The 20,814-nt window shown below is 64.0% G+C and carries 17 protein-coding genes and 1 riboswitch; of the genes, 4 read left to right on the forward strand and 13 right to left on the reverse strand.

Annotated elements, in window-relative coordinates:
- Positions 1-5: 5 nt before the first annotated feature.
- The gene (gene asd / locus ACK56M_RS26600; protein WP_085720914.1) at positions 6-869 is read left to right on the forward strand and encodes an archaetidylserine decarboxylase; all 864 of its coding nucleotides are present in this window, start codon (positions 6-8) and stop codon (positions 867-869) included.
- 132 nt (positions 870-1,001) lie between these two features.
- On the opposite strand, the gene serB is transcribed toward asd, so the two are convergent.
- Entirely contained in the window at positions 1,002-2,216 is a 1,215-nt protein-coding gene (gene serB / locus ACK56M_RS26605) for a phosphoserine phosphatase SerB (RefSeq protein WP_167506577.1), read from the reverse strand.
- A 135-nt stretch (positions 2,217-2,351) separates the two neighbouring features.
- Here serB and ACK56M_RS26610 point away from each other — a divergent pair, with 135 nt between their 5' ends.
- Positions 2,352-3,809, forward strand: coding sequence for a histidine kinase (locus tag ACK56M_RS26610; RefSeq protein ID WP_411959150.1), 1,458 nt, complete (start codon positions 2,352-2,354; stop codon positions 3,807-3,809).
- 159 nt (positions 3,810-3,968) lie between these two features.
- Here ACK56M_RS26610 and ACK56M_RS26615 read toward each other — a convergent pair whose 3' ends face one another.
- The 9 genes from ACK56M_RS26615 to ACK56M_RS26655 all read right to left on the reverse strand — a co-directional run bounded on the left by ACK56M_RS26615 (position 3,969) and on the right by ACK56M_RS26655 (position 13,285).
- Positions 3,969-4,679, reverse strand: a complete 711-nt coding sequence (locus ACK56M_RS26615; protein ID WP_031324184.1) for a membrane integrity-associated transporter subunit PqiC — start codon at positions 4,677-4,679, stop codon at positions 3,969-3,971.
- Between the two features lie 172 nt (positions 4,680-4,851).
- The gene (gene parC, locus ACK56M_RS26620; protein WP_023660490.1) at positions 4,852-7,110 is read right to left on the reverse strand and encodes a DNA topoisomerase IV subunit A; all 2,259 of its coding nucleotides are present in this window, start codon (positions 7,108-7,110) and stop codon (positions 4,852-4,854) included.
- A 10-nt stretch (positions 7,111-7,120) separates the two neighbouring features.
- Positions 7,121-7,639 (reverse strand): TIGR02281 family clan AA aspartic protease, encoded by a 519-nt coding sequence (locus ACK56M_RS26625; protein WP_054572207.1) that lies wholly within the window; start codon positions 7,637-7,639, stop codon positions 7,121-7,123.
- Complete coding sequence (locus tag ACK56M_RS26630) at positions 7,636-8,622, reverse strand: esterase-like activity of phytase family protein (protein ID WP_013974455.1); 987 nt, start codon at positions 8,620-8,622, stop codon at positions 7,636-7,638. The genes ACK56M_RS26625 and ACK56M_RS26630 overlap by 4 nt, the downstream gene beginning before the upstream one ends.
- Complete coding sequence (parE, locus tag ACK56M_RS26635; protein ID WP_015272020.1) at positions 8,619-10,523, reverse strand: DNA topoisomerase IV subunit B; 1,905 nt, start codon at positions 10,521-10,523, stop codon at positions 8,619-8,621. Before parE ends, ACK56M_RS26630 begins: the two co-directional genes overlap by 4 nt.
- A 35-nt stretch (positions 10,524-10,558) precedes the next feature.
- Positions 10,559-11,167, reverse strand: a complete 609-nt coding sequence (locus tag ACK56M_RS26640; protein WP_003258136.1) for a YqiA/YcfP family alpha/beta fold hydrolase — start codon at positions 11,165-11,167, stop codon at positions 10,559-10,561.
- 171 nt (positions 11,168-11,338) lie between these two features.
- Positions 11,339-12,139, reverse strand: a complete 801-nt coding sequence (cpdA, locus tag ACK56M_RS26645) for a 3',5'-cyclic-AMP phosphodiesterase (protein ID WP_015272021.1) — start codon at positions 12,137-12,139, stop codon at positions 11,339-11,341.
- An 85-nt stretch (positions 12,140-12,224) separates the two neighbouring features.
- Positions 12,225-12,677: a DUF1249 domain-containing protein gene (locus ACK56M_RS26650; protein WP_016501905.1), complete on the reverse strand. Its 453-nt coding sequence runs from the start codon at positions 12,675-12,677 to the stop codon at positions 12,225-12,227.
- A complete protein-coding gene (locus ACK56M_RS26655) occupies positions 12,668-13,285 on the reverse strand; it encodes an NUDIX domain-containing protein (RefSeq protein ID WP_015272022.1) in 618 nt (205 codons plus the stop codon). Before ACK56M_RS26655 ends, ACK56M_RS26650 begins: the two co-directional genes overlap by 10 nt.
- 185 nt (positions 13,286-13,470) lie before the next feature.
- Here ACK56M_RS26655 and ACK56M_RS26660 point away from each other — a divergent pair, with 185 nt between their 5' ends.
- Positions 13,471-14,217 carry an RsiV family protein gene (locus ACK56M_RS26660; RefSeq protein WP_015272023.1) on the forward strand — a complete coding sequence of 249 codons (747 nt, stop codon included), beginning with the start codon at positions 13,471-13,473 and terminating at the stop codon, positions 14,215-14,217.
- Here the strand turns inward: ACK56M_RS26660 and cytX are convergent.
- Both cytX and thiC read right to left on the reverse strand, forming a co-directional pair.
- Positions 14,186-15,469 (reverse strand): putative hydroxymethylpyrimidine transporter CytX, encoded by a 1,284-nt coding sequence (cytX, locus tag ACK56M_RS26665; protein ID WP_015272024.1) that lies wholly within the window; start codon positions 15,467-15,469, stop codon positions 14,186-14,188. The two genes, ACK56M_RS26660 and cytX, sit on opposite strands and share 32 nt — an antisense overlap.
- A 173-nt stretch (positions 15,470-15,642) precedes the next feature.
- Positions 15,643-17,523 (reverse strand): phosphomethylpyrimidine synthase ThiC, encoded by a 1,881-nt coding sequence (gene thiC / locus ACK56M_RS26670; RefSeq protein WP_015272025.1) that lies wholly within the window; start codon positions 17,521-17,523, stop codon positions 15,643-15,645.
- Positions 17,524-17,676: 153 nt separating this feature from the next.
- A riboswitch (TPP riboswitch) is annotated at positions 17,677-17,783 on the reverse strand.
- Positions 17,784-17,943: 160 nt separating this feature from the next.
- Between thiC and ACK56M_RS26675 the strand changes: the two genes are divergently transcribed.
- Entirely contained in the window at positions 17,944-19,380 is a 1,437-nt protein-coding gene (locus tag ACK56M_RS26675) for a TolC family outer membrane protein (RefSeq protein ID WP_003258125.1), read from the forward strand.
- A gap of 153 nt (positions 19,381-19,533) precedes the next feature.
- On the opposite strand, the gene waaA is transcribed toward ACK56M_RS26675, so the two are convergent.
- Positions 19,534-20,805, reverse strand: coding sequence for a lipid IV(A) 3-deoxy-D-manno-octulosonic acid transferase (gene waaA / locus ACK56M_RS26680; protein ID WP_100413011.1), 1,272 nt, complete (start codon positions 20,803-20,805; stop codon positions 19,534-19,536).
- Positions 20,806-20,814: the final 9 nt, after the last annotated feature.

Consider the following 20,814-nt stretch of genomic DNA (forward strand, 5'->3'; position numbering starts at 1 on the left):
CCTGCATGAAATCCCGTTTGTTCATCATCAGCCAGTACCTGCTGCCGCACCACTTGCTGTCGCGGCTGGCCGGCTGCATAGCCGAGTGCCGCGTGCGCTGGTTCAAGAACGCCTTCACCGCCTGGTTCGCCAAGCGTTACCAGGTCAACATGAGCGAAGCGCTGGTCGAGGACCTGAGCGCCTACGAGCACTTCAATGCATTCTTCACCCGCGCCCTTAAGCCGGGTGCCCGCCCGCTGGACGAGACCCCGGGCGCCATCCTTTGCCCGGCCGACGGTGCCATCAGCCAGCTTGGCCCGATCGAGCACGGCCGCATCTTCCAGGCCAAGGGCCACGGTTTCAGCGCGCAGGAGCTGCTTGGCGGTGACCCGGCCATGGCCGCGCCGTTCATGGGCGGCGAGTTCGCCACCATCTACCTGTCGCCCAAGGACTACCACCGCGTGCACATGCCGCTGGCCGGTACCCTGCGTGAAATGGTCTACGTGCCGGGCCGCCTGTTCTCGGTCAACCAGACCACCGCAGAGAACGTCCCCGAGCTGTTCGCCCGCAACGAGCGCGTGGTCTGCCTGTTCGATACCGAGCGCGGGCCGATGGCCGTGGTGCTGGTGGGCGCGATGATCGTCGCTTCGATCGAAACCGTGTGGGCCGGGTTGGTGACGCCACCCAAGCGTGAACTGAAGACCTTCCGCTACGACGAAGCCAGCCGCGCGCCGATCCACCTGGAGAAAGGTGCCGAACTGGGCCGCTTCAAGCTGGGGTCGACTGCTATCGTGCTGTTCGGGCCGGAGCAGGTGAAGTGGGCGGAGAACCTGGGTGCGGGTTCAGCGGTGCGCATGGGGCAGCAGTTGGCGGCGCCTGTGCAGGCTTGATTGCCTGATGGAACCTGGGGCCGCTTTGCGGCCCTTTCGCGACACAAGGCCGCTCCTACAGGAGATAAGCGATTCCCTGTAGGAGCGGCCTTGTGTCGCGAAAGGGCTGCGAAGCAGCCCCGGATTCTCAAATCAGCCGCGCGCGTCGCGGTCGCGCAGGCCCAGCAGATACAACACTCCATCCAATCCCAGGGTAGAAATCGCCTGCTTGGCCGACTGGCGTACCAGCGGCTTGGCACGAAACGCCACACCCAGGCCGGCCAGCGACAGCATCGGCAGGTCGTTGGCACCGTCACCCACGGCAATGGTCTGCTCCAGCTGCAAGCCTTCTTCGCTGGCCAGCTTCTGCAGCAGCTCGGCCTTGCGCTGGGCATCGACGATCGGCTCCACAGCCACGCCGGTCACCTTGCCATCGACCACTTCCAGCTCGTTGGCGAATACATAGTCGATACCCAGGCGCGCCTGCACCTGGCGGGCAAAGTAGGTAAAGCCGCCAGACAGGATCGCGGTCTTGTAACCCAGGCGCTTGAGCTCGGCAAACAGGTTCTCGGCACCTTCAGTCAGACGCAGCGACGCCCCGATCTCATCCAACACGCCCACATCCAGGCCCTTGAGCAGCGCCATGCGCTCCTTGAAGCTGGCGCGGAAGTCCAGCTCGCCGCGCATGGCGCGCTCGGTGATGGCAGCAACCTGCTCACCCACGCCAGCGGCCTTTGCCAGTTCGTCGATGACCTCGGCTTCGATCAGCGTCGAGTCCATGTCGAAGACCGCCAGGCGACGGTTGCGGCGGAACAGGTCGTCCTTCTGGAAGGCAATGTCGATGCTCAGCTCTTCGGCCAGGGCGAAGAAGTCGGCACGCAGAGCCTCGGCATCGCTCGGCACGCCGCGCACAGACATCTCGATGGCCGCCTTGCCCTTGTCGGTCTCCGCATCCAGCGCCACACGGGCCGACAGGCGCTCGATGCGCTCGATGGTCAGGCCGTACCGGCTGATCACCGCACTCACCCGCTGCAGTTGCTCTGGAGTGATCTTGCGGCTGAGCAAGGTGACGATGTGGCGCGCCTCGCCCTGGCCATCGGCCCAGTGCTGGTAGTCCGCCTCGGAAATCGGCGTGTAGCGGGCCTGCAGGTTCAGTTCGTGGGCCTTGGCCTGCACGCTCTGCAGCAGGGAGGTGGCCACTTCGTTGTCCGGGATATCGACCAGGATGCCGAACGACAAGGTACCGTGCATGACTGCCAGGCCAATGTCGAGGATGCTCACACCGCCCTGCAGCAGGACGCCGGTGATAGCCGCAGTGAGACCGGGACGGTCCTCACCGGTGATGTTGATCAGGACGATTTCGCGCACAACCTGGCTCCGACTTCGATGAAAAATGCGCATTCTACCGATTTTCCGTGACCGTCGGGCGCCAACGATACTTTGCCGACAAAACCCGGCTCGCTATACTGCCCCACACTTTCATGCCATTAAGAGCCGAGCTCAGTGAACCGGCCCACGCCCGTCAAAGCAGACAACTTCTTCCTGATGATCTATCGCGCCCTGAGTCAACGTCGCGTGCCGCTGGCACTACGCATCGCCTGCACCAACATTTTCCTGGTGGCGCTGGCGTTGGTGATCTACGCCTGCGTGATGGGCCTGCAGTTCAAGCAGGCCATGCACGAGCAGGCCGATGCCCTGGGCCAGAGCCTGACCACCCAGACCGCCACCTCGGCGACCGAGTTGCTGGTGGCCAACGACATCCTCAGCCTCAACGTTCTGCTCGGCAACCTGGTGAAAAACCCACTGGTGGCCCATGCGGCGATCTACAGCGTGGACAACCGCATCCTCGCGGAAGCCGGCCAGCGCCCGCGCAACAGCCTGCTGGGCGAGGCCGAAGGCCTGTACCAGACCAAGATCACCTTCCAGGACGTGACCGCCGGGCAACTGCGCATCAGCCTGGACATGAGCCAGTTCCAGCAGCCGATGCTGATCAGTCTGCAGAGCATGGGCATCCTTGCCGCCATCCTGCTGGTGCTGGCGCTGACCCTGAGCCTGCGCCAGGGCCGCTTCATCACCCTGCCGCTGCTGCAGCTGCGGGTGTGGCTGCGCGACCCGCAACCCTATACCCCGGCCACCGACCGCCAGGACGAGATCGGCGACATCGCCCGCCAGCTGCACGCGCGCCTGGCTCCGCCGCCGCCACCTGAGCCGGAGCCCGAAGAAGAAGACGACGAGCAGTTCGACGACCTGCACGACGCTGCCCCGGCAGCCAAGGTCGCACCGCGCGCCAAGCTTGCCGCCCAGGCGGACAAGGATGACGATGAAGCCTTCGCCGGCCTGCTGGACGACGAAAGCGCGCCCAAAGCCGCCGTGGTCGAATCCGACGAGCCGCAGTACAGCGCCGTGCTTGCCGTGCAACTGGGCTCGCAGGAGCAGCTGCGTCGCCTGCCGCGCACGCGCCTGACCGAACTGACCGAGCGCTACCGCGATTGCCTGGAGCATGCCGCCTCACTCTACGACGGTGAAACTCACACGCTCAACGACGGCAGCACCCTGGTGCTGTTCCACAGCCGCGACTGCGGCGAGGACTACCTCACCAACGCCATCTGCTGCGGCGAGCTGTTGCGCGCCTTGGGCCATGCCCTGCAGATCGAGGTAGCGGACAGCGGCATTACCCTGCAGCTGCAGCTGGGCCTTGCCCTGGGTAACGACCTGCAAGGGCTGGAGCTGGTAGACCTGCTGATGGCCGAAAAGGCCCAGGACGCTCTGGCACTGTCGCAGCACAGTCGCAACTTGTTGCTGGTAGAACGGCAGATCAGCGATGACACGCTGATTCGCCAGCGCGCCCGCATTCGCCCGATTGCCAGCCCCGAGGGCGCCTGCTGCGTGGAGCGCCTGATGGAGCCCTACCCGTCGATGCTGGAGCGGCAGCTGGCGCGGATGCACGAACGCCGGGCCTGATACCGGGCTGGCCTCTTCGCGGGTAAACCCGCTCCCACAGGGCCTGCGCCAACCTGTAGGAGCGGGTTTACCCGCGAAGAGGCCAGCACAGATAGTACAAAAACAGCAGATACGAAAAAGCCCGCAATGATGCGGGCTTTTTCGTATCTGGCAGTTAGATCAGAACCGGTAGACTTCCATATCGGTTCGAATCGGCGCAGCCATCGGGATCTTGGATTTCTCAGGCGTCTTCTTCACCTGCACCGGAGCAGCCGATTTTTTAGGCGACTCTTCGGCAATCGCCGGCTGGTTAGCCAGAGGCTTGACCGCTGTGCTCAGCTGTTCGGCCAGTTTCTGAAGCAACTGGCCCTGGGCCTGCACCTGCGACGCCTCGCTGCCCGCGTGTGGCTGCTCGAGGTGAACGATGCGGTTGTCACGCACATGGCCACGGCGGTCCAACAGGCGCCACTGGGCATCCAGGACAGCCGGCTGGTCCTTGCCCGAGTCCAGGCGAGTGATCGACAGCAGCACTTGTACATCCGGGTTGAACCCGGCAGCCGCCGGGGCCAGCACCACGCGCTGGCTATCCAGGCGCCAGGCGAGCTGGCGCACCAGCAGCTGGTCGATATCCGACGAAAGGCTGCCGGCCCAACGACCGTCGGTCGCCGAACTCAGGCTGCCATCGGCCTGACGCTGCAGGAACGTCTCACGTTGCAGGTAATCGGCAACCGATACCGGACCGAGCACCACGGCCATGCCCGCACTCTGCGAAGGCTGGCCAGGATCACCACTGTCGAGCTGGTACAGGGCAACCGGCTGATGCATGGTGCACCCGCCAAGGCCCAGCAGGCCAGTCATCAACAGCGCAAATGGAAGGCGCAGAAATTTCATCATCCCATCCAGGCGGTCGCCAAAAGGCCAACCGCAGTGATACATATAAATTCAAACGGGCACACGGCCACGCCGGCACCGCAAGGGCCATATCATCCGCGAAATAACCGTCCGACTCCAGCATTTCTGCCCGGAACGACGCTGAAATTGCCGCTCCAGACATTTCAACCGCTTACGCCGGCACTTCCACCTGCAACCCATCGACCCGCTGGAACCCGCGTGGCAGCTTGCTGCCGCGCCGTCCGCGCTCGCCCTTGTAATGCTCCAGGTCGTCCGCTTTCAGAGATAGGGTACGCTTGCCGGCTTGCAATACAAGCGTCGCGCCATCTGCTATCACGGCCAGATCGGTAACAAATTCTTCACGGCTCGCCACCCGGTCGCCCGGCACCCCGATAATCTTGTTGCCCTTGCCTTTGCCCAACTGAGGCAGGTCGCTGACCTTGAATACCAGCAGACGGCCTTCGGTGGTAACCGCCGCCAGCCAGTCCTGCTCGCGGTTGGCCACCGGGCGCGGGGTCATGACCTTGGCACCGTTGGGCAGGCTGAGCAAGCCCTTGCCGGCCTTGTTCTTGGCCTGCAGGTCTTCACCCTTGACCACGAAGCCATAGCCGGCGTCCGAAGCCACCACGTACAGTGCATCGTCGTCCGGCAACAGCACACACTCGAAGGTGGCCCCCGGTGGTGGCGTCAGGCGGCCGGTCAGTGGTTCGCCCTGACCACGCGCCGACGGCAGGCTGTGGGCGGCTAGCGAGTAACTGCGGCCAGTAGAATCGATGAGCACGGCAAACTGGTTTGAGCGCCCGGCAGCAGCGGCCTTGAAGCCATCGCCGGCCTTGTACGACAGGCCGGTGGCATCAATGTCGTGACCCTTGGCGCAGCGCACCCAGCCCTTCTCCGAGAGCACCACGGTGACCGGCTCGGTCGGCATCAGCTCGTTTTCCGACAGCGCCTTGGCCTCGGCACGCTCGACGATCGGCGAGCGGCGGTCGTCGCCATAGGTTTCAGCATCCTTGATCAGCTCGCTGCGTACCAGCTTGCGCAGCTTGGCATCGCTGCCCAGCAGGGCGAGCAGCTTGGCCTGCTCCTTCAGCAATTCATCCTGCTCGCCGCGGATCTTCATCTCTTCCAGGCGTGCCAGCTGCCGCAGGCGGGTCTCGAGAATGTAGTCGGCCTGGATTTCGGTCAGGTCGAAACGGGCGATCAGGGCCTGCTTGGGCTGGTCTTCGGTACGGATGATGTGGATAACTTCATCCAGGTTGAGGAACGCGGTCAGCAAACCTTCCAACAGGTGCAGGCGCTTCTCCACCTTGTCCAGGCGGTGCTGCAGGCGGCGACGGACGGTAGCGGTACGGAACTCCAGCCATTCCAGCAGCAGCGCTCGCAGGTTCTTCAGCTGTGGCCGGCCGTCCAGGCCGATGATGTTGACGTTGACCCGGTAGCTGCTCTCCAGGTCGGTCGTGGCAAACAGGTGCTGCATCAGCTCATCGGCATCCACACGGTTGGAGCGCGGGATGATGACGATGCGGCACGGGTTCTCGTGGTCCGACTCGTCACGCAGGTCGGCGACCATAGGCAGCTTCTTGGCCTGCATCTGCGCAGCGATCTGCTCCAGCACCTTGGCCCCGGAGACCTGGTGCGGCAGCGCGGTGACGACGATGTCGCCATCCTCGACGCGGTAGACGGCGCGCATACGGATGGAGCCGCGACCGCTTTCGTACATCTTGAGGATTTCTGCCCGCGGCGTAACGATCTCGGCCTCGGTCGGGTAGTCCGGCCCCTGGATGTGCTCGCACAGCTGCTCGATGGTGGCCTTGGGCTCGTCGAGCAGGCGCACACAGGCCGTGGCCACTTCACGCAGGTTGTGCGGCGGTACGTCAGTGGCCATGCCAACGGCGATACCAGTGGTGCCGTTGAGCAGGATGTTGGGCAGGCGCGCAGGCAGCACGGCCGGCTCCTGCAGGGTGCCGTCGAAGTTGGGCACCCAGTCCACGGTGCCCTGGCCAACTTCGCTGAGCAGCACTTCGGCGTAGCGCGAAAGACGCGCTTCGGTATAACGCATGGCGGCGAACGACTTCGGATCGTCCGGCGCACCCCAGTTGCCCTGGCCGTCGACCAGCGTATAGCGGTAGCTGAACGGCTGGGCCATCAGCACCATGGCCTCGTAGCAGGCCGAGTCACCGTGGGGGTGGAACTTGCCGAGCACGTCACCGACGGTACGCGCCGACTTCTTGTGCTTGGCATCGGCATCGAGCCCCAACTCGCTCATGGCGTAGACGATGCGTCGCTGCACCGGCTTCAGGCCATCGCCGATGTGCGGCAAGGCGCGGTCCATGATCACGTACATGGAGTAGTTGAGGTAGGCCTGTTCGGTGAAGTCAGCCAGCGAGCGGCGTTCTACGCCATCCAGGCTGAGTTCCAGTGAGTCGCTCATGCGGGCCTCGTCATTTCAGGTTCTGGCGCAGCAGCATGGTGCCGCCGCGCTGGGTAAATTCAAGTTGTTTCAGGGCACTCATGCCCAGCAATACGGTCTGCCCGTCCAGGCCCGGCACCACGATGGCGCGCACGTCCTGCAGGCGGATATCCCCCAGCTGCAGGCTGGTCAGGCGCGTGCGGTAGCCTTCGGTACGGCCGTTGGCGGTACTGAGCTGCACCGGGCTGCCACGCTCCAGGCCCAGCTCGCGGCTCAGCGCCTCGGGGATGGCCACGTCGGTGGCACCTGTGTCGAGCATGAAATGCACCACCTGGCCGTTGATTGCGCCATCCATCACGAAGTGGCCCTGGCCGTTGCCCAGCAGGCGCACCTCGATAAAGCCTTCGCCATGCGTCGACTGCACCTGGGCATTGGGGTTGCGCTGGCTGTCTTCCCATTGGCCGAAAAAACGCGTGGCAAGGAACAGCGCCGCCGCCCAGGCGACGATCATCAATACCTTGCCAGCCCGCTTGCCCGGTGCCTGGCTCATGGCTTGGCGCTCCATCCGCCTTCCGGCGCATCGAAGCGCCAGACGATCGGGCGTGCTTCGCCATCGGCGCGGGCGCCGTTGTTGTTGTCCACGCCTATCCAGGCGCCCTTGGCATCGATCACCAGGGCCTCGGCCAGACCGAACGGCTGCTGGTAGCGACGCGACTCGACCAGGGCATCGGCAGCGAACGACCAGCAGCGCTCGACCATGCCGCTGTCGGTATCCCGACGACAGACGCGGTAGGCATTGCGTTCGAGAGTGAACAGCTTGCCTTCGAACCAGGCCAAGTCGGCGAAGTCGCGCGACAGTGCCTGGGCATTGGGCATCTGTGCCGGCTGCATTTCGACCCCGGCCTCGCTCAGCAACACGCAGCTGCGGCCGCAGGTCCACACCGACTGCTGGCGCTCGATAGCCACCAGGCCACGGCGCTCGCGCTCGGCGGCCAGCCACAGGCGGTCACCCGCCGGGTTGATCGCCAGACCTTCGAACAAGGCGTTGAAGTTCAGCAGCATGCCGCTGGCCCGGGCCTGACGAACCATGGCCGGGTCGATCTTCAACCAGTCCGCCTCGCCTTCCAGCGGCAGTTGCAGCACAGCGGCATGAGCTTCGCTGACCAGGTACAGGTTGCCCGCCTGGTCACAGCTGATGCCTTCGAAATCAAGTTCGCCACCACGAATATACGACGCCGCCCAGTTACGCGACTTCAGGCCCCACGGCAGGCCACTTTCCGGCACCGCTGGCGGGGTGAAGGTGAGCGGCTGCGCGCGCCAGGTCGGGTTTTGCTGGTCGAAGCGGTAGATGCGGTCGTCGTCGCGGTCGGATACGCCCCACAGCCCGCCCCGGCATTCCACCAGGCCAGACAGGTTGCCACCGCGCATGCCTTCGATCGGGTGCTCGGCGCTCAGCTTCAACTCTGGCCAGTTGCCCGCCAGGCTCGGCAGGGCAACCAGCGCCAGGCAGGCAGCCAGAAGCCGCCGAATCAAACCATGACCTCGGCCAGGTTGCCCTTGGTTTCCAGCCAGCTCTTGCGGTCGCCCGCGCGCTTCTTGGCCAACAGCTTGTCCATCAGCTCGCAGGTGGCCTGCACGTCGTCCAAGGTCAGTTGCACCAGGCGCCGGGTATTCGGGTCCATGGTGGTCTCGCGCAGCTGTGGCGGGTTCATCTCGCCCAGGCCCTTGAAGCGTGTGACCTGTGGCTTGCCGCGCTTCTTCTCGGCCACCAGGCGATCGAGGATACCGTCACGCTCGGCCTCGTCGAGGGCGTAGTAGATTTCCTTGCCCAGGTCGATGCGGTACAGCGGCGGCATGGCCACGTACACATGCCCGGCCTCGACCAGGGCGCGGAAGTGCTGGACAAACAGTGCGCACAGCAGCGTGGCGATGTGCAGGCCGTCGGAGTCAGCGTCGGCGAGGATGCAGATCTTGCCGTAGCGCAGCTGCGCAAGGTCGGTGGCACCCGGGTCGACGCCAATGGCCACGGCGATGTTGTGCACTTCCTGGCTGGCCAGGACTTCGCCACCGTCCACTTCCCAAGTGTTGAGGATCTTGCCACGCAGCGGCAGGATCGCCTGGAATTCCTTGTCGCGAGCCTGCTTGGCCGAGCCACCTGCCGAGTCACCCTCGACCAGGAACAGTTCGGCGCGCATCGGGTCCTGGCCGGCGCAATCGGCCAGTTTGCCGGGAAGTGCCGGGCCTTGGGTTATGCGCTTGCGCTCGACCTTCTTGCTGGCCTTCAGGCGGCGCCCGGCGTTGCTGATGGCCAGCTCCGCCAGCTGCATGCCCAGCTCGGGGTGGGCGTTGAGCCACAGGCTGAACGCGTCCTTGACCACGCCGGAAACGAAGGCAGCCGCCTCGCGCGACGACAGGCGCTCCTTGGTCTGCCCGGAGAACTGCGGGTCCTGCATCTTCATCGACAGCACGAAGGTGATGCGCTCCCAGACGTCTTCCGGCGCCAGCTTCACGCCGCGCGGCAGCAGGTTGCGGAACTCGCAGAATTCACGCATGGCATCCAGCAGGCCCTGGCGCAGGCCGTTGACATGGGTGCCGCCTTGGGCGGTAGGGATCAGGTTGACGTAGCTTTCCTGGATGCTGTCGCCGCCTTCGGGCAGCCACAGCAAGGCCCAGTCCACCGCCTCCTTGTTACCGGCCAGGCTGCCGCAGAACGGCTCGTCGGGCAGGCGCTGGAACTCATTGACGGAATCGACCAGGTAGGAACGCAGGCCATCCTCATAGTGCCATTCGACCTTCTCGCCGCTGGCCTTGTCCTCGAAGCTGACCAGCAGGCCCGGGCACAGCACGGCCTTGGCCTTGAGCACATGCTTGAGGCGGCTGATGGAGAATTTCGGCGAATCGAAGTACTTGGGGTCGGGGCTGAAGTACACGCTGGTGCCGGTGTTGCGCTTGCCGACCGAGCCGACCACTTCCAACTCGCTGGCCTTGAAGCCATCGGCGAAAGTCATCTGGTATTCGTTGCCGTCACGTTTCACGCGCACGCGCACCTGGGTCGACAGGGCGTTGACCACAGAGATGCCCACGCCGTGAAGGCCACCGGAGAACTGATAGTTCTTGTTGGAGAACTTGCCGCCGGCGTGCAGCTTGGTGAGGATCAGCTCGACCCCGGACACGCCCTCTTCCGGGTGGATGTCCACCGGCATGCCGCGGCCATCGTCGCTGACTTCAAGTGAGTGGTCGGCATGGAGGATGACCTGTACCGAACGGGCATGACCGGCCAGGGCTTCGTCGACACTGTTGTCGATGACTTCCTGGGCCAGGTGGTTGGGGCGGCTGGTATCGGTGTACATGCCCGGCCGCTTGCGGACCGGGTCAAGGCCCGAGAGGACTTCGATGGCGTCTGCGTTATAGGCGCTAGCGCTGGGAGTGGCCATAGGGTCTCGTCGTCAGTCTGGTGAATGCAAAAAAGTCAAAATACAGAAAAATCGAGCGCTGCGTACTGCCCACGGGCAATGCCGGCGAAAGCCAGCAGTGCCGGCAGGCGCTCGGCGAAGCCCTGGAAGCTGTGGTCGCCACCGGCCTGGATGCGCAGGGCACAAGCACGGTAATAGCGCTCGGCATGGCGATAGTCCAGGGTTTCATCGGCGGTCTGCAGCCACACTTGATAGCGGCTGGCGTCCACCGGGGCTGGTACTTCCAGCTCGGCCAGGGCCTGCACGTGATCGTGGGTCAGCTCCCAGGCTTCACCGGTGTAGTGATTGTGCTGGGTGCCCAGGTAGCCGTCGAAATGCTTGTGCGGTGTTACCGCCGGGTTCACCAGCAAGGCCTTGAGGCCGTGGCGCTCGGCCAGATAGGTGGCATAGTAGCCGCCGAGCGAACTACCTACCAACAATGGTGCGCCCAGTTCGGCGATGGCCGCTTCGAGCTGGGCGATGGCCTGCCGTGGGTGGTGGTGCAAGGCGGGCACCCGCAGTTGGGCCGACAGGCCCAGTTGCTGCATCACGGCCTCGAGTTGGCGCGCCTTGGTCGAAAGTGGCGAGCTGTTGAAGCCATGGATATAGAGGATGGAACCCGACATGCTGCCCCCGGAATCTGTGGCTTCGCGCCCGGTGATATGGGCGCAGGGACGCGCAGTGTAGCGCGTTCGCCGGGTTTTGACGCAGTGTCACGGGTTTCGCAACAATTTCTTCACCGAAGGCGCAACCACAGTTCCCTGTAGGAGCGGCCTTGTGTCGCGATGGGCCGCAGCTCAATAGCCAGGGCTATCGAAGTCGAGCTTCACCTGGAAATCCACTGCCCGCTCCACCCCGGTCTCCAACCGCCCGTCGGCGTGGAGGCGCAGCCAGCGGTATCCAGGCTGCTCCTCGCTCACCTTGAAATCCTCGCTGCGCGCCGCGAACTGGATACAGGTCGACGGAGTGGCCAGCAGGCGACGGCCGTCGCGCACTTCATCCCATTCCTGGTGCACATGCCCCCACAGCAGCGCCCGCACCTGTGGGTACCCCTCAACGATATCGAACAGCGCCTGGGCATTGCGCAAGCCGATCGGCGCAATCCAGGCACAGCCGATATCCACCGGCTGATGGTGGAAGCACACCAGGCAATGCCGTTCACCCGCCTCTCGCAAGGCCGCTTCCAGCACTGCCAGCTGATCGCCCTCCAGCAGCCCATGCGTCGCCCCGGGTACGGCTGTGTTGAGCATGACGATGCGCCACGCACCGATATCGGTCACCGCCTGTACCAGCTCCGGCGCCACTTGCGCCATGACTCGGGCCTCGTCATGGTTGCCAGGCAACCAGCGGGTGGGCACGGCAAACGGTGCGGTCAGCTCACGGAACGCTTCATAGGACGCCACGCTGGCGTCCTGGGACAGGTCGCCAGTGCACAGCAGCAGGTCGACAAGCGGTTGCTCCCGCCGCACCTGGGCCACTACATGGCGCAGGCTGTCACGGGTATTGAGGCCCAGCATGCTGCCGGCCGAGTCGGCGAACAGGTGGGCATCGGTCAGTTGCACCACATGCACGGGGCGCGATTGGTCTGGCTGCGGCAACGGCCGTCTCCTCGAACGGATTCAGCGCGAATTATGGCTGTACAACGGGTGCGAGCAAACACCCGTACCCAAACCACGTCACAATTCAGCGAACGCTTGCCAGCTCGTGGCCACAGGCCAGGCAATGGCTCAGCCATTCACCGAGGAACAGGTTGAGCTGGGCCTTTTCGTCCGGCTGGTGCATGGCTTCGTTGGGATAGGGGTATATGCTGCGCAGGCGACGGGTGTGTTCGGCACTGACCACTTCGGCCATGCGCGCATCGTGGTACACCTGCACTTCCAGGTGCGGCACCGGCAACCATGGCAGGCTGTGCTCCTGGCGCACGTGCAGGGTGGTGGTGTACGGGCAGGCCAGCACCACGTCGAGCACCAGCACGCCAAGCATCTGGTCGCCTTGGGTCATACCGATGCGGCGCGAGCTCTGGGTGGTGCGCATGTCGGGCAACAGGCGCATCAGCCGGGCGTAGTTGGCCTCGCAAGCTGCCTGCAGCCCGACCAGGTCGACCCGATAACGCTCGCGCAGCAGGTTCACTTCCACATACCTCGTACTTCATCACGGTTCAGCGCCAGCCATTGCAGGCCGATGATGGTCGCCGCATTGCAGATGCGCCCGTCGCGCACCGCCTGCATGGCATCCTCGAACGACCACACGCGCACGCGAATGTCCTCGCCCTCTTCTTCCAGGCCATGCAGGCCGCCCGCCCCTTCACTGCTGCAACGGCCGAGGAACAGGTGAACATATTCGTCACTGCCGCCGGGCGACGGGAAGTAACGGGTCATCGGCCACAGGGCGCTGAAGGCCAGGCCGGCTTCTTCTTCGGCTTCGCGGTGGGCGACTTCCTCGGGTTGCTCGTCCTTGTCGATCAGCCCGGCCACCATCTCGATCAGCCAGGGGTTGTCGACCTTGTCCAGTGCACCGACGCGGAACTGCTCGATCAGCACCACTTCATCGCGCAACGGGTCGTACGGCAGCACGCACACCGCATCATGGCGCACGAACAATTCGCGGCTGATCTCGCGGCCCATGCCCCCGGCAAACAACTCGTGGCGCAGACGTAGCTTGTCGAGCTTGTAAAAGCCCTGGAAGCAGTTGGCCCGCTCAATGATTTCGAAGCCCTTGGGCACTGAGTTCAACGCGTCTGACATGGAAATCCTCATTACCTCGAATACCGCATCGCGCCATCCTACTCTGCACGCCTGCCGGTTTCACCCCTTTCCGGCAACCGTTCGCGCACTCGGGACAGCGCGCCTTCTCTCTGTTAGCTTAGTGGCGAACTGAAGGCCGCGCAGACGGTCAAAGGCCGACTTTTCCCTGTTCTGCAAGGATCCTCATGACACTTGTCAAACTGACTTCCGTGGCTGTGCTGGCCCTGGCCCTGGGTGCCTGCCAAAGCCTGTTCACGCCCAACTACCGGGCGCCGCTCGAGGTCAAGCGCGATGCCTGGGAGCATGTCAAACCCGGCTGCAGCGAAAGCGACTGCCCGCTGGTGAACATCGACATGATCCACTTCCCGGCCTTGCCCAAGCTCGATGGCATCGTCGAGAAACGCCTGCTGCAACTGACCGAAGACAACCAGCGCGGCAACGCACCGACCACCCTGCAAGCCTACGAGCAGCAGTACCTGGCCAGTGCCGACAGGCGCAACAGCAGCTACCTGCAGGCCAAGGTACGCGAGCAGCATGACGGACTGGTGATCATCGAATTGTCCAGCTACCTGGACAGCGGCGGCGCCCACGGCATGCCCGGGCGTGGCTTCATCAACTATTCGCGCAAGCTGGACAAGGTGCTGACCCTGCAGGACATGCTGGTGCCCGGCCAGGAAGACACCTTCTGGAAAACCGTCGAGGAATCGCACCGCGCCTGGCTGATCAGCGTAGGCATGGACAAGGATGCCGAGTTCATCAAGACCTGGCCGTTCAAGCAGTCGCCGCACGTCGCCCTGACGTACGGCGCGGTGGTGGTCAAGTACGAGGTCTATACCATCGCGCCCTACTCCATGGGCCACGTGGAGTTGAAGATCCCCTACCCGCGCCTGAATGGCGTGCTCAAGCCCGAGCTGTTTCCCGGCCGCGGCTGAAGCTCAGCAGCCCGTGCAGTAGCCCTGCCAGCAGCAATGCCGGCAGGGTCGCACCCAGGTCCGGCGCTTGCGCGGCGATCAGATGGTACGCGGCAACGCCCACCGCCCAGGCCAGCAGTGCCTGCCAGTGCAAGCCATGCACCTGTGCTGGCAAGCGGCGGCGACGGATCACGTAATGGTCCATCAATACCACACCGAACAGCGGTGCAAACACCGAGCCGATCAGCAGCAGGAAGTTCTCGTACTGTGCCAGTGGTGCCAGCAAGGCGATCAGCGTGCACAGCACGCCAATGGCCAGCGCCAGGTGCTCGACCTTCAGGCGCACCAGCACGCCGGTGGAAACGGCCGCCGAGTGAATGTCGGCAAAAGCCTTTTCCGACTCGTCCAGCAGAATCAGCAGCAGTGGAATGCCCATGCCGGCGCCCGCCAGGGCCAGCAGCAGGGCGTTGGCTTCGCCACTGTCGGCGAAGGCCAGGGTGTAACCCACGCCCAGGCTCATCAGCCAAGTGTTGCCGATGAAGTAACCCAGCACCGTACCACCGAATACATGTTTGCCGTTACGGGCAAAACGCGAGTAGTCGGCGATCAGCGGCAACCAGGACAGCGGCATGGCGATGGCGATGTCGAAACCCACAGCCAGCGACATCGATCCGTCGCCGGCGCGGTTCCACAGTGCCGCAAGGTCGGCCTTGGCGAACAGGTTCCAGGTCAGCCAAAGGCAAGCGCCCAGCAGCAGCCAGATACCCCAAGTGCGTAGCACCTTGCGCACGAACGCCAGCGGCCCACCGACTGCGAGCAAGGTGGCCAGGGCGCCGAAGCATAGGGTCCAGAGCACAGGGCTGTTCCAGGCGCTGGCTTCGCCGAACGCCCGCGCGCCCAGCAGGCTGGCGGCATCGCGCATCACGATGATCTCGAACGCACCCCAGCCCACCAGTTGCAGCAGGTTGAGCAGCGCCGGCAAGCGAGCGCCATGGCCACCCAGGCTCAGTTTCAGCGTGCCCATGGCCGACAGGCCGGTATCGCTGCCGATGACACCGGCAGCCCCCAGCAGCAGCACACCCACACCGGTGCCCAGGGCGATAGCCAGCACCGCGCCGGCAAGGCCCAGGCCAGGGGCCAGCATGGCGCCGACCTGCAGCACCATCAGGCCGATGCCGAGGGAGAACCATAGCGAGAACAGGTCGCGGGCGCCGAAGATGCGCTGGGCGGTGGGGACCGGGTGGTCGGGGGAGAATTGGCTGGGGGTGGTCATGCTTTGACACTCGGCAAGGTATTGGATTGGACGCGGTCGCTGTAGGAGCGGCCTTGTGTCGCGAAAGGGCCGCAAAGCGGCCCCAGGTTTTCAGCTTCGCGACTGAAATTGCCGGGGCCGCTTCGCGGCCCATCGCGACACAAGGCCGCTCCTACAGGGGTCAGCGCTGCGACTTAGACTTTGTGATACAGCTGGCTGCCTTCCTGCCGGAACCGCTCGGCCTGCTCGCGCATGCCTTGCTCTACCGTCACATCCACGGTTTCGATCTTGGCGGCGTATTCACGCACTTCCTGGGTGATCTTCATCGAGCAGAACTTCGGCCCGCACATCGAGCAGAAGTGCGCGACCTTGGCCGATTCCTTAGGCAGGGTCTCGTCGTGGTAGGCACGGGCAGTGTCCGGGTCCAGGCCGAGGTTGAACTGGTCTTCCCAACGGAACTCGAAGCGTGCCTTGGACAAGGCGTTGTCACGAATCTGCGCACCCGGGTGGCCCTTGGCAAGGTCGGCGGCATGAGCGGCGATCTTGTAGGTGATGATGCCAGTCTTCACGTCATCCTTGTTTGGCAGGCCCAGGTGTTCCTTGGGCGTGACGTAGCAGAGCATCGCGCAACCGAACCAGCCGATCATAGCCGCACCGATGCCCGAGGTGATGTGATCGTAACCAGGAGCGATATCGGTGGTCAGCGGGCCGAGGGTGTAGAACGGCGCCTCGTCGCAGCATTCCAGCTGCTTGTCCATGTTCTCCTTGATCAGTTGCATCGGCACGTGGCCGGGGCCTTCGATCATGCACTGCACGTCGTGCTTCCAGGCGATCTTGGTCAGCTCGCCGAGGGTCTCCAGTTCGCCGAACTGCGCGGCATCGTTGGCGTCGGCAATCGAGCCGGGACGCAGGCCGTCGCCCAGCGAGAAGCTGACGTCGTAGGCCTTCATGATTTCGCAGATTTCTTCGAAGTGGGTGTACAGGAAGTTTTCCTTGTGGTGTGCCAGGCACCACTTGGCCATGATCGAGCCACCACGGCTGACGATACCGGTGACACGCTTGGCAGTCAGCGGCACATAACGCAGCAGTACGCCGGCATGGATGGTGAAGTAGTCCACGCCCTGCTCGGCCTGCTCGATCAGGGTGTCGCGGAACAGCTCCCAGGTCAGGTCCTCGGCCACGCCGTTGACCTTTTCCAGGGCCTGGTAGATCGGTACGGTACCAATCGGCACCGGCGAGTTGCGGATGATCCACTCACGGGTTTCGTGAATGTGCTTGCCGGTGGACAGGTCCATGACCGTGTCCGAACCCCAGCGGATGCCCCAGGTCAGCTTGGCCACTTCTTCCTCGATCGAGGAACCCAGCGCGCTATTGCCGATGTTGCCGTTGATCTTCACCAGGAAGTTGCGGCCGATGATCATCGGTTCCACTTCCGGGTGGTTGATGTTGGCAGGGATGATCGCGCGGCCACGGGCAATTTCCTGGCGGACGAACTCAGGGGTGATTTCTTTCGGGATGTTGGCCCCGAAGCTGTGGCCGGCGTGCTGCTCGTCGAGCAGACCAGCGGCACGTGCCTCTTGCAGCTTCATGTTTTCGCGGATGGCCACGTACTCCATCTCGGCAGTGATGATGCCTTGGCGGGCATAGTGCATCTGCGAGACGTTGGCACCAGCCTTGGCTCGGCGCGGGTTGCGCACGTGGGCGAAACGCAGCTTGGCCAGTTCGGCATCGTTCAGGCGCTGCTGGCCGAAGTCGGAGCTCAGGCCGGCCAGGCGCTCGGTGTCACCGCGTGCCTCGATCCACGCCGAACGCACATCGGCCAGGCCCTTGCGCACGTCGATGACAACGTTGGGGTCGGTGTACGGGCCGGAAGTATCGTAGACCAGCACCGGGGCATTGGACTCGCCACCGAAATCGGTCGGGGTGTCGTCCAGGCTGATTTCACGCATGGGCACGCGGATGTCCGGGCGCGAGCCTTCGACATACACCTTGCGCGAACGCGGAAACGGTTGCACGGACTGCTGATCGACTTGTGCCGATTCGCTGAGGTTGATCGCTTTTTCTTGTTTGGTCATCACAGGCTCTCCAGACGGCTTCCAAGCAGTGGAATGTCGGGGTGAACCTGAAAGGCGCGGACGCACCCTTCATGGGTGCAGTGCCGGATTTGGGGTGCCTGAAGCTGCATGCAGCTGTGACATTCCCGGACCTGGCACAAGAGGCTCCCCGGGAAGGCGAGCAATCTTGTTCCCTACGCAGGCGCTAACCTGATCAGGTTCAACGGGATCCGCAACTTTGCGATCTCAGCCTTTGCTTCAAGGCACCCCGACAAGAACATGCGCAGTCTAGACTGGAGTGGTCGGCAAAGCCAAGCGAGTAAATGCGCGGATGATGAAAGGCACCCCGAGCGATTGTTGCCGGGTGCGCATGGCACTACACTGGCCCGTCGCTCGATACTCAACAGTTCAGTAATTAAATTTCGTACAAGGATTGCCTCTATGCTGCGCAAACTCTCACTGGCAATAGCCGTGTCTTGTGCGTCCAACGGAGTGGTCTGGGCAGCGGACGTGCCCACTACAGTGAAAACCGACCTGGTCAGCGTCTATCAGGAAGCGGTCGACAACAACGCTGACCTGGCTGCGGCCCGCGCCGATTACGGCGCCCGCCGCGAAGTGGTACCGCAGGCTCGCGCCGGGTTGCTGCCTAACCTGTCGGCCGGCGCCGAAATGCTGAACACCCGCACCAAGCTGGACGAACCATCGGCCACCAGCAACCGCAGCGGCAACACCTGGAGCGCAACCCTGGCGCAACCTATATTCCGCGCTGATCGCTGGTTCCAGTTGCAGGCAGCCGAAGCGGTCAACGAACAGGCGGCGCTGGAGCTGTCGGCGACCGAGCAGAACCTGATCCTGCAAACCGCGCAGAATTACTTCGCCGTGCTCCGTGCCCAGGACAACCTGGCCGCGACCAAGGCCGAGGAAGCGGCCTTCAAGCGCCAGCTGGACCAGTCCAACGAACGATTCGACGTCGGCCTCTCCGACAAGACCGACGTGCTGCAATCCCAGGCCAGCTACGATACAGCGCGGGCCAACCGAATCATTGCCGAGCGCCAGGTACAGGATGCCTTCGAGGCCCTGGTGACCCTGACCAACCGGGAATACACATCGATTCAAGGCGTGGTCCATACCTTGCCAGTGCAGGTGCCTACGCCCAACGACGCCAAGGCCTGGGTCGAAACCGCCGGGCGCCAGAACCTCAACCTGCTGGCCACCAACCACGCGGTCGTCGCTGCCGAGGAAACCCTGCGCCAGCGCAAGGCCGGCCACGCGCCGACCCTGGACGCAGTTGCCAAGTACCAGAAGGGTGACAACGACAACTTCGGTTTCACCAACCCCGCGCCGGCCCCCGTTACGCGCTATAGCGGCGACGTCGAGCAGACCAGCATCGGCCTGCAGTTGAACATCCCGATCTACAGCGGCGGCCTGACCAGTTCGCAGGTGCGCGAGGCCTACCAGCGCCTGAGCCAGACCGAGCAGCAGCGTGAAAGCCTGCGCCGCCAGGTGGTGGAAAACACCCGCAACCTGCACCGCGCAGTGAATACCGACGTGGAACAGGTGCAGGCGCGCAAGCAGTCGATCATCTCCAACCAGAGCGCGCTGGAAGCCACCGAGATCGGCTACCAGGTGGGTACCCGCAATATCGTCGACGTGCTTGACGCCCAGCGTCAGCTGTACACCTCGGTGCGCGACTACAACAACAGCCGCTATGACTACATCCTCGACAACCTGAGCCTGAAGCAGGCAGCCGGCACCTTGAGCCCGCAGGACCTGCAGGACCTCAAGCGGTACCTGAAGCCAGACTACAACCCGGACAAGGACTTCCTGCCGCCGGACCTGGCGGCTGCAGCGGCGAAGAACTTCGAGCGTCGCCCCTGAGATAGGGGATGTATTTTCCGCAGGGTGGGTTGCTTTTGATGGCCTCATCGCCGTCAAGCCAGCTCCCACAGGTTCTCCAACGGCCTTAAGCCTTGTGCAGTACCTGTGGGAGCTGGCTTGCCGGCGATGAGGCCAGAAAACCCAACACCAAACTCAGCGGATAAGTGCGCCCAGGCCATCGAGCAAGCGCTGCAATGCACCCTGATTGGCCCGCATTACCGCCCTGCCCGCCTCGCCCATGCGCTGCGCGTCCTGCGGCAACTCGACCAGCCGCCGCACCGCTTCGGCCAGCCCGTCGGCATCGTCCACCTGCTGCAACGCCCCCGCCTCGCGCAGCATCGCGCTGATTTCAAGGAAGTTGAACACATGCGGCCCCATCAGTACCGGCAAGGCCAGCGCCGCGGGCTCCAGCGGGTTGTGCCCGCCGGTCGCCACCAGGCTGCCACCGACGAAGGCAATGTCGGACAGGGCATAGAGGAACAGCAACTCGCCCATGGTATCGCCGAGCAATACCCGCGTCTGCGCATCGACCGGCGTGCCGGCAGAGCGCCGCACGGTGGTGAACTGTTCGCTGCACAGCGTATGCACCGCAGCGAATCGCTCGGGGTGGCGCGGCACCAGGATCAGCAGGGCATCACCATGCACCTGCAACAATTGCCGATGTGCCTGCAGGATCAACGCATCTTCACCTTCGTGGGTGCTGGCGGCGATCCACACCGGGCGCTGTGCCGCCCCCCACTGTTCACGCAATGCCTTGGCACGCGGCAACAGTTGCTCATCGATCTTCAGATCGAACTTGATCGAACCGGTGACCTGCACGCACTCCGGACGCGCACCCAGGTCACGGAAGCGCTGGGCCTCGGTTTCGGTCTGCACGGCAATCAGGCTCATCTCGGCCAGCATCGGCCGGGTCAGCCCGGCAAAGCGCCCATAGCCACGGGCCGAGCGCTCAGACAAGCGTGCGTTGGCCAGCGCTACCGGAATGCCGCGCTTCGCACACTGGTGGATGTGGTTGGGCCACAGCTCGGTTTCCATGATGATGCCCAGCTTCGGCTGCACATGGTCGAGAAAGCGCCCTGCCGCCCAAGGCAGGTCGTAGGGCAGGTAGCAATGCTGCACGCGTGGTTCGTCGGCGAACATGGCGCGAATACGCTCTGAACCGGTGGGGGTCATGCAGGTAAGCGTGATCGGCAATTCCGGGTAGGCCTTGAGCAAGGCGCGCACCATCGGTGCCGCCGCAATGCTCTCGCCCACCGATACCGCGTGCACCCAGATGCCGCCCCGGCGCATGGGCGGCAGCCTGAAAGCAAAGCGCTCGCCAATGCGTTGACCATAGGCCGGCGCCTTGCGCGCGCGCAGATAAAGGCGCAGCGCAACCAGCGGCAGGCCCAGGTGAAACAACAAAGTAAAGAGAGTTCTGTTCATGGCCGCGGA

The organism is Pseudomonas sp. s4, assembly GCF_046764235.1.
GTDB classification, from domain to species: domain Bacteria; phylum Pseudomonadota; class Gammaproteobacteria; order Pseudomonadales; family Pseudomonadaceae; genus Aquipseudomonas; species Aquipseudomonas asiatica.

Excerpts from the sequence above, each read along its gene's own strand:
- asd (WP_085720914.1), top strand. The coding sequence starts at position 6 with ATGAAATCCCGTTTGTTCATCATCAGCCAGTACCTGCTGCCGCACCAC.
- ACK56M_RS26615 (WP_031324184.1), bottom strand. The coding sequence starts at position 4,679 with ATGAAATTTCTGCGCCTTCCATTTGCGCTGTTGATGACTGGCCTGCTG.
- parC (WP_023660490.1), bottom strand. The coding sequence starts at position 7,110 with ATGAGCGACTCACTGGAACTCAGCCTGGATGGCGTAGAACGCCGCTCG.
- ACK56M_RS26625 (WP_054572207.1), bottom strand. The coding sequence starts at position 7,639 with ATGAGCCAGGCACCGGGCAAGCGGGCTGGCAAGGTATTGATGATCGTC.
- parE (WP_015272020.1), bottom strand. The coding sequence starts at position 10,523 with ATGGCCACTCCCAGCGCTAGCGCCTATAACGCAGACGCCATCGAAGTC.
- ACK56M_RS26640 (WP_003258136.1), bottom strand. The coding sequence starts at position 11,167 with ATGTCGGGTTCCATCCTCTATATCCATGGCTTCAACAGCTCGCCACTT.
- ACK56M_RS26655 (WP_015272022.1), bottom strand. The coding sequence starts at position 13,285 with ATGTCAGACGCGTTGAACTCAGTGCCCAAGGGCTTCGAAATCATTGAG.
- ACK56M_RS26660 (WP_015272023.1), top strand. The coding sequence starts at position 13,471 with ATGACACTTGTCAAACTGACTTCCGTGGCTGTGCTGGCCCTGGCCCTG.
- cytX (WP_015272024.1), bottom strand. The coding sequence starts at position 15,469 with ATGACCACCCCCAGCCAATTCTCCCCCGACCACCCGGTCCCCACCGCC.
- thiC (WP_015272025.1), bottom strand. The coding sequence starts at position 17,523 with ATGACCAAACAAGAAAAAGCGATCAACCTCAGCGAATCGGCACAAGTC.
- ACK56M_RS26675 (WP_003258125.1), top strand. The coding sequence starts at position 17,944 with ATGCTGCGCAAACTCTCACTGGCAATAGCCGTGTCTTGTGCGTCCAAC.
- waaA (WP_100413011.1), bottom strand. The coding sequence starts at position 20,805 with ATGAACAGAACTCTCTTTACTTTGTTGTTTCACCTGGGCCTGCCGCTG.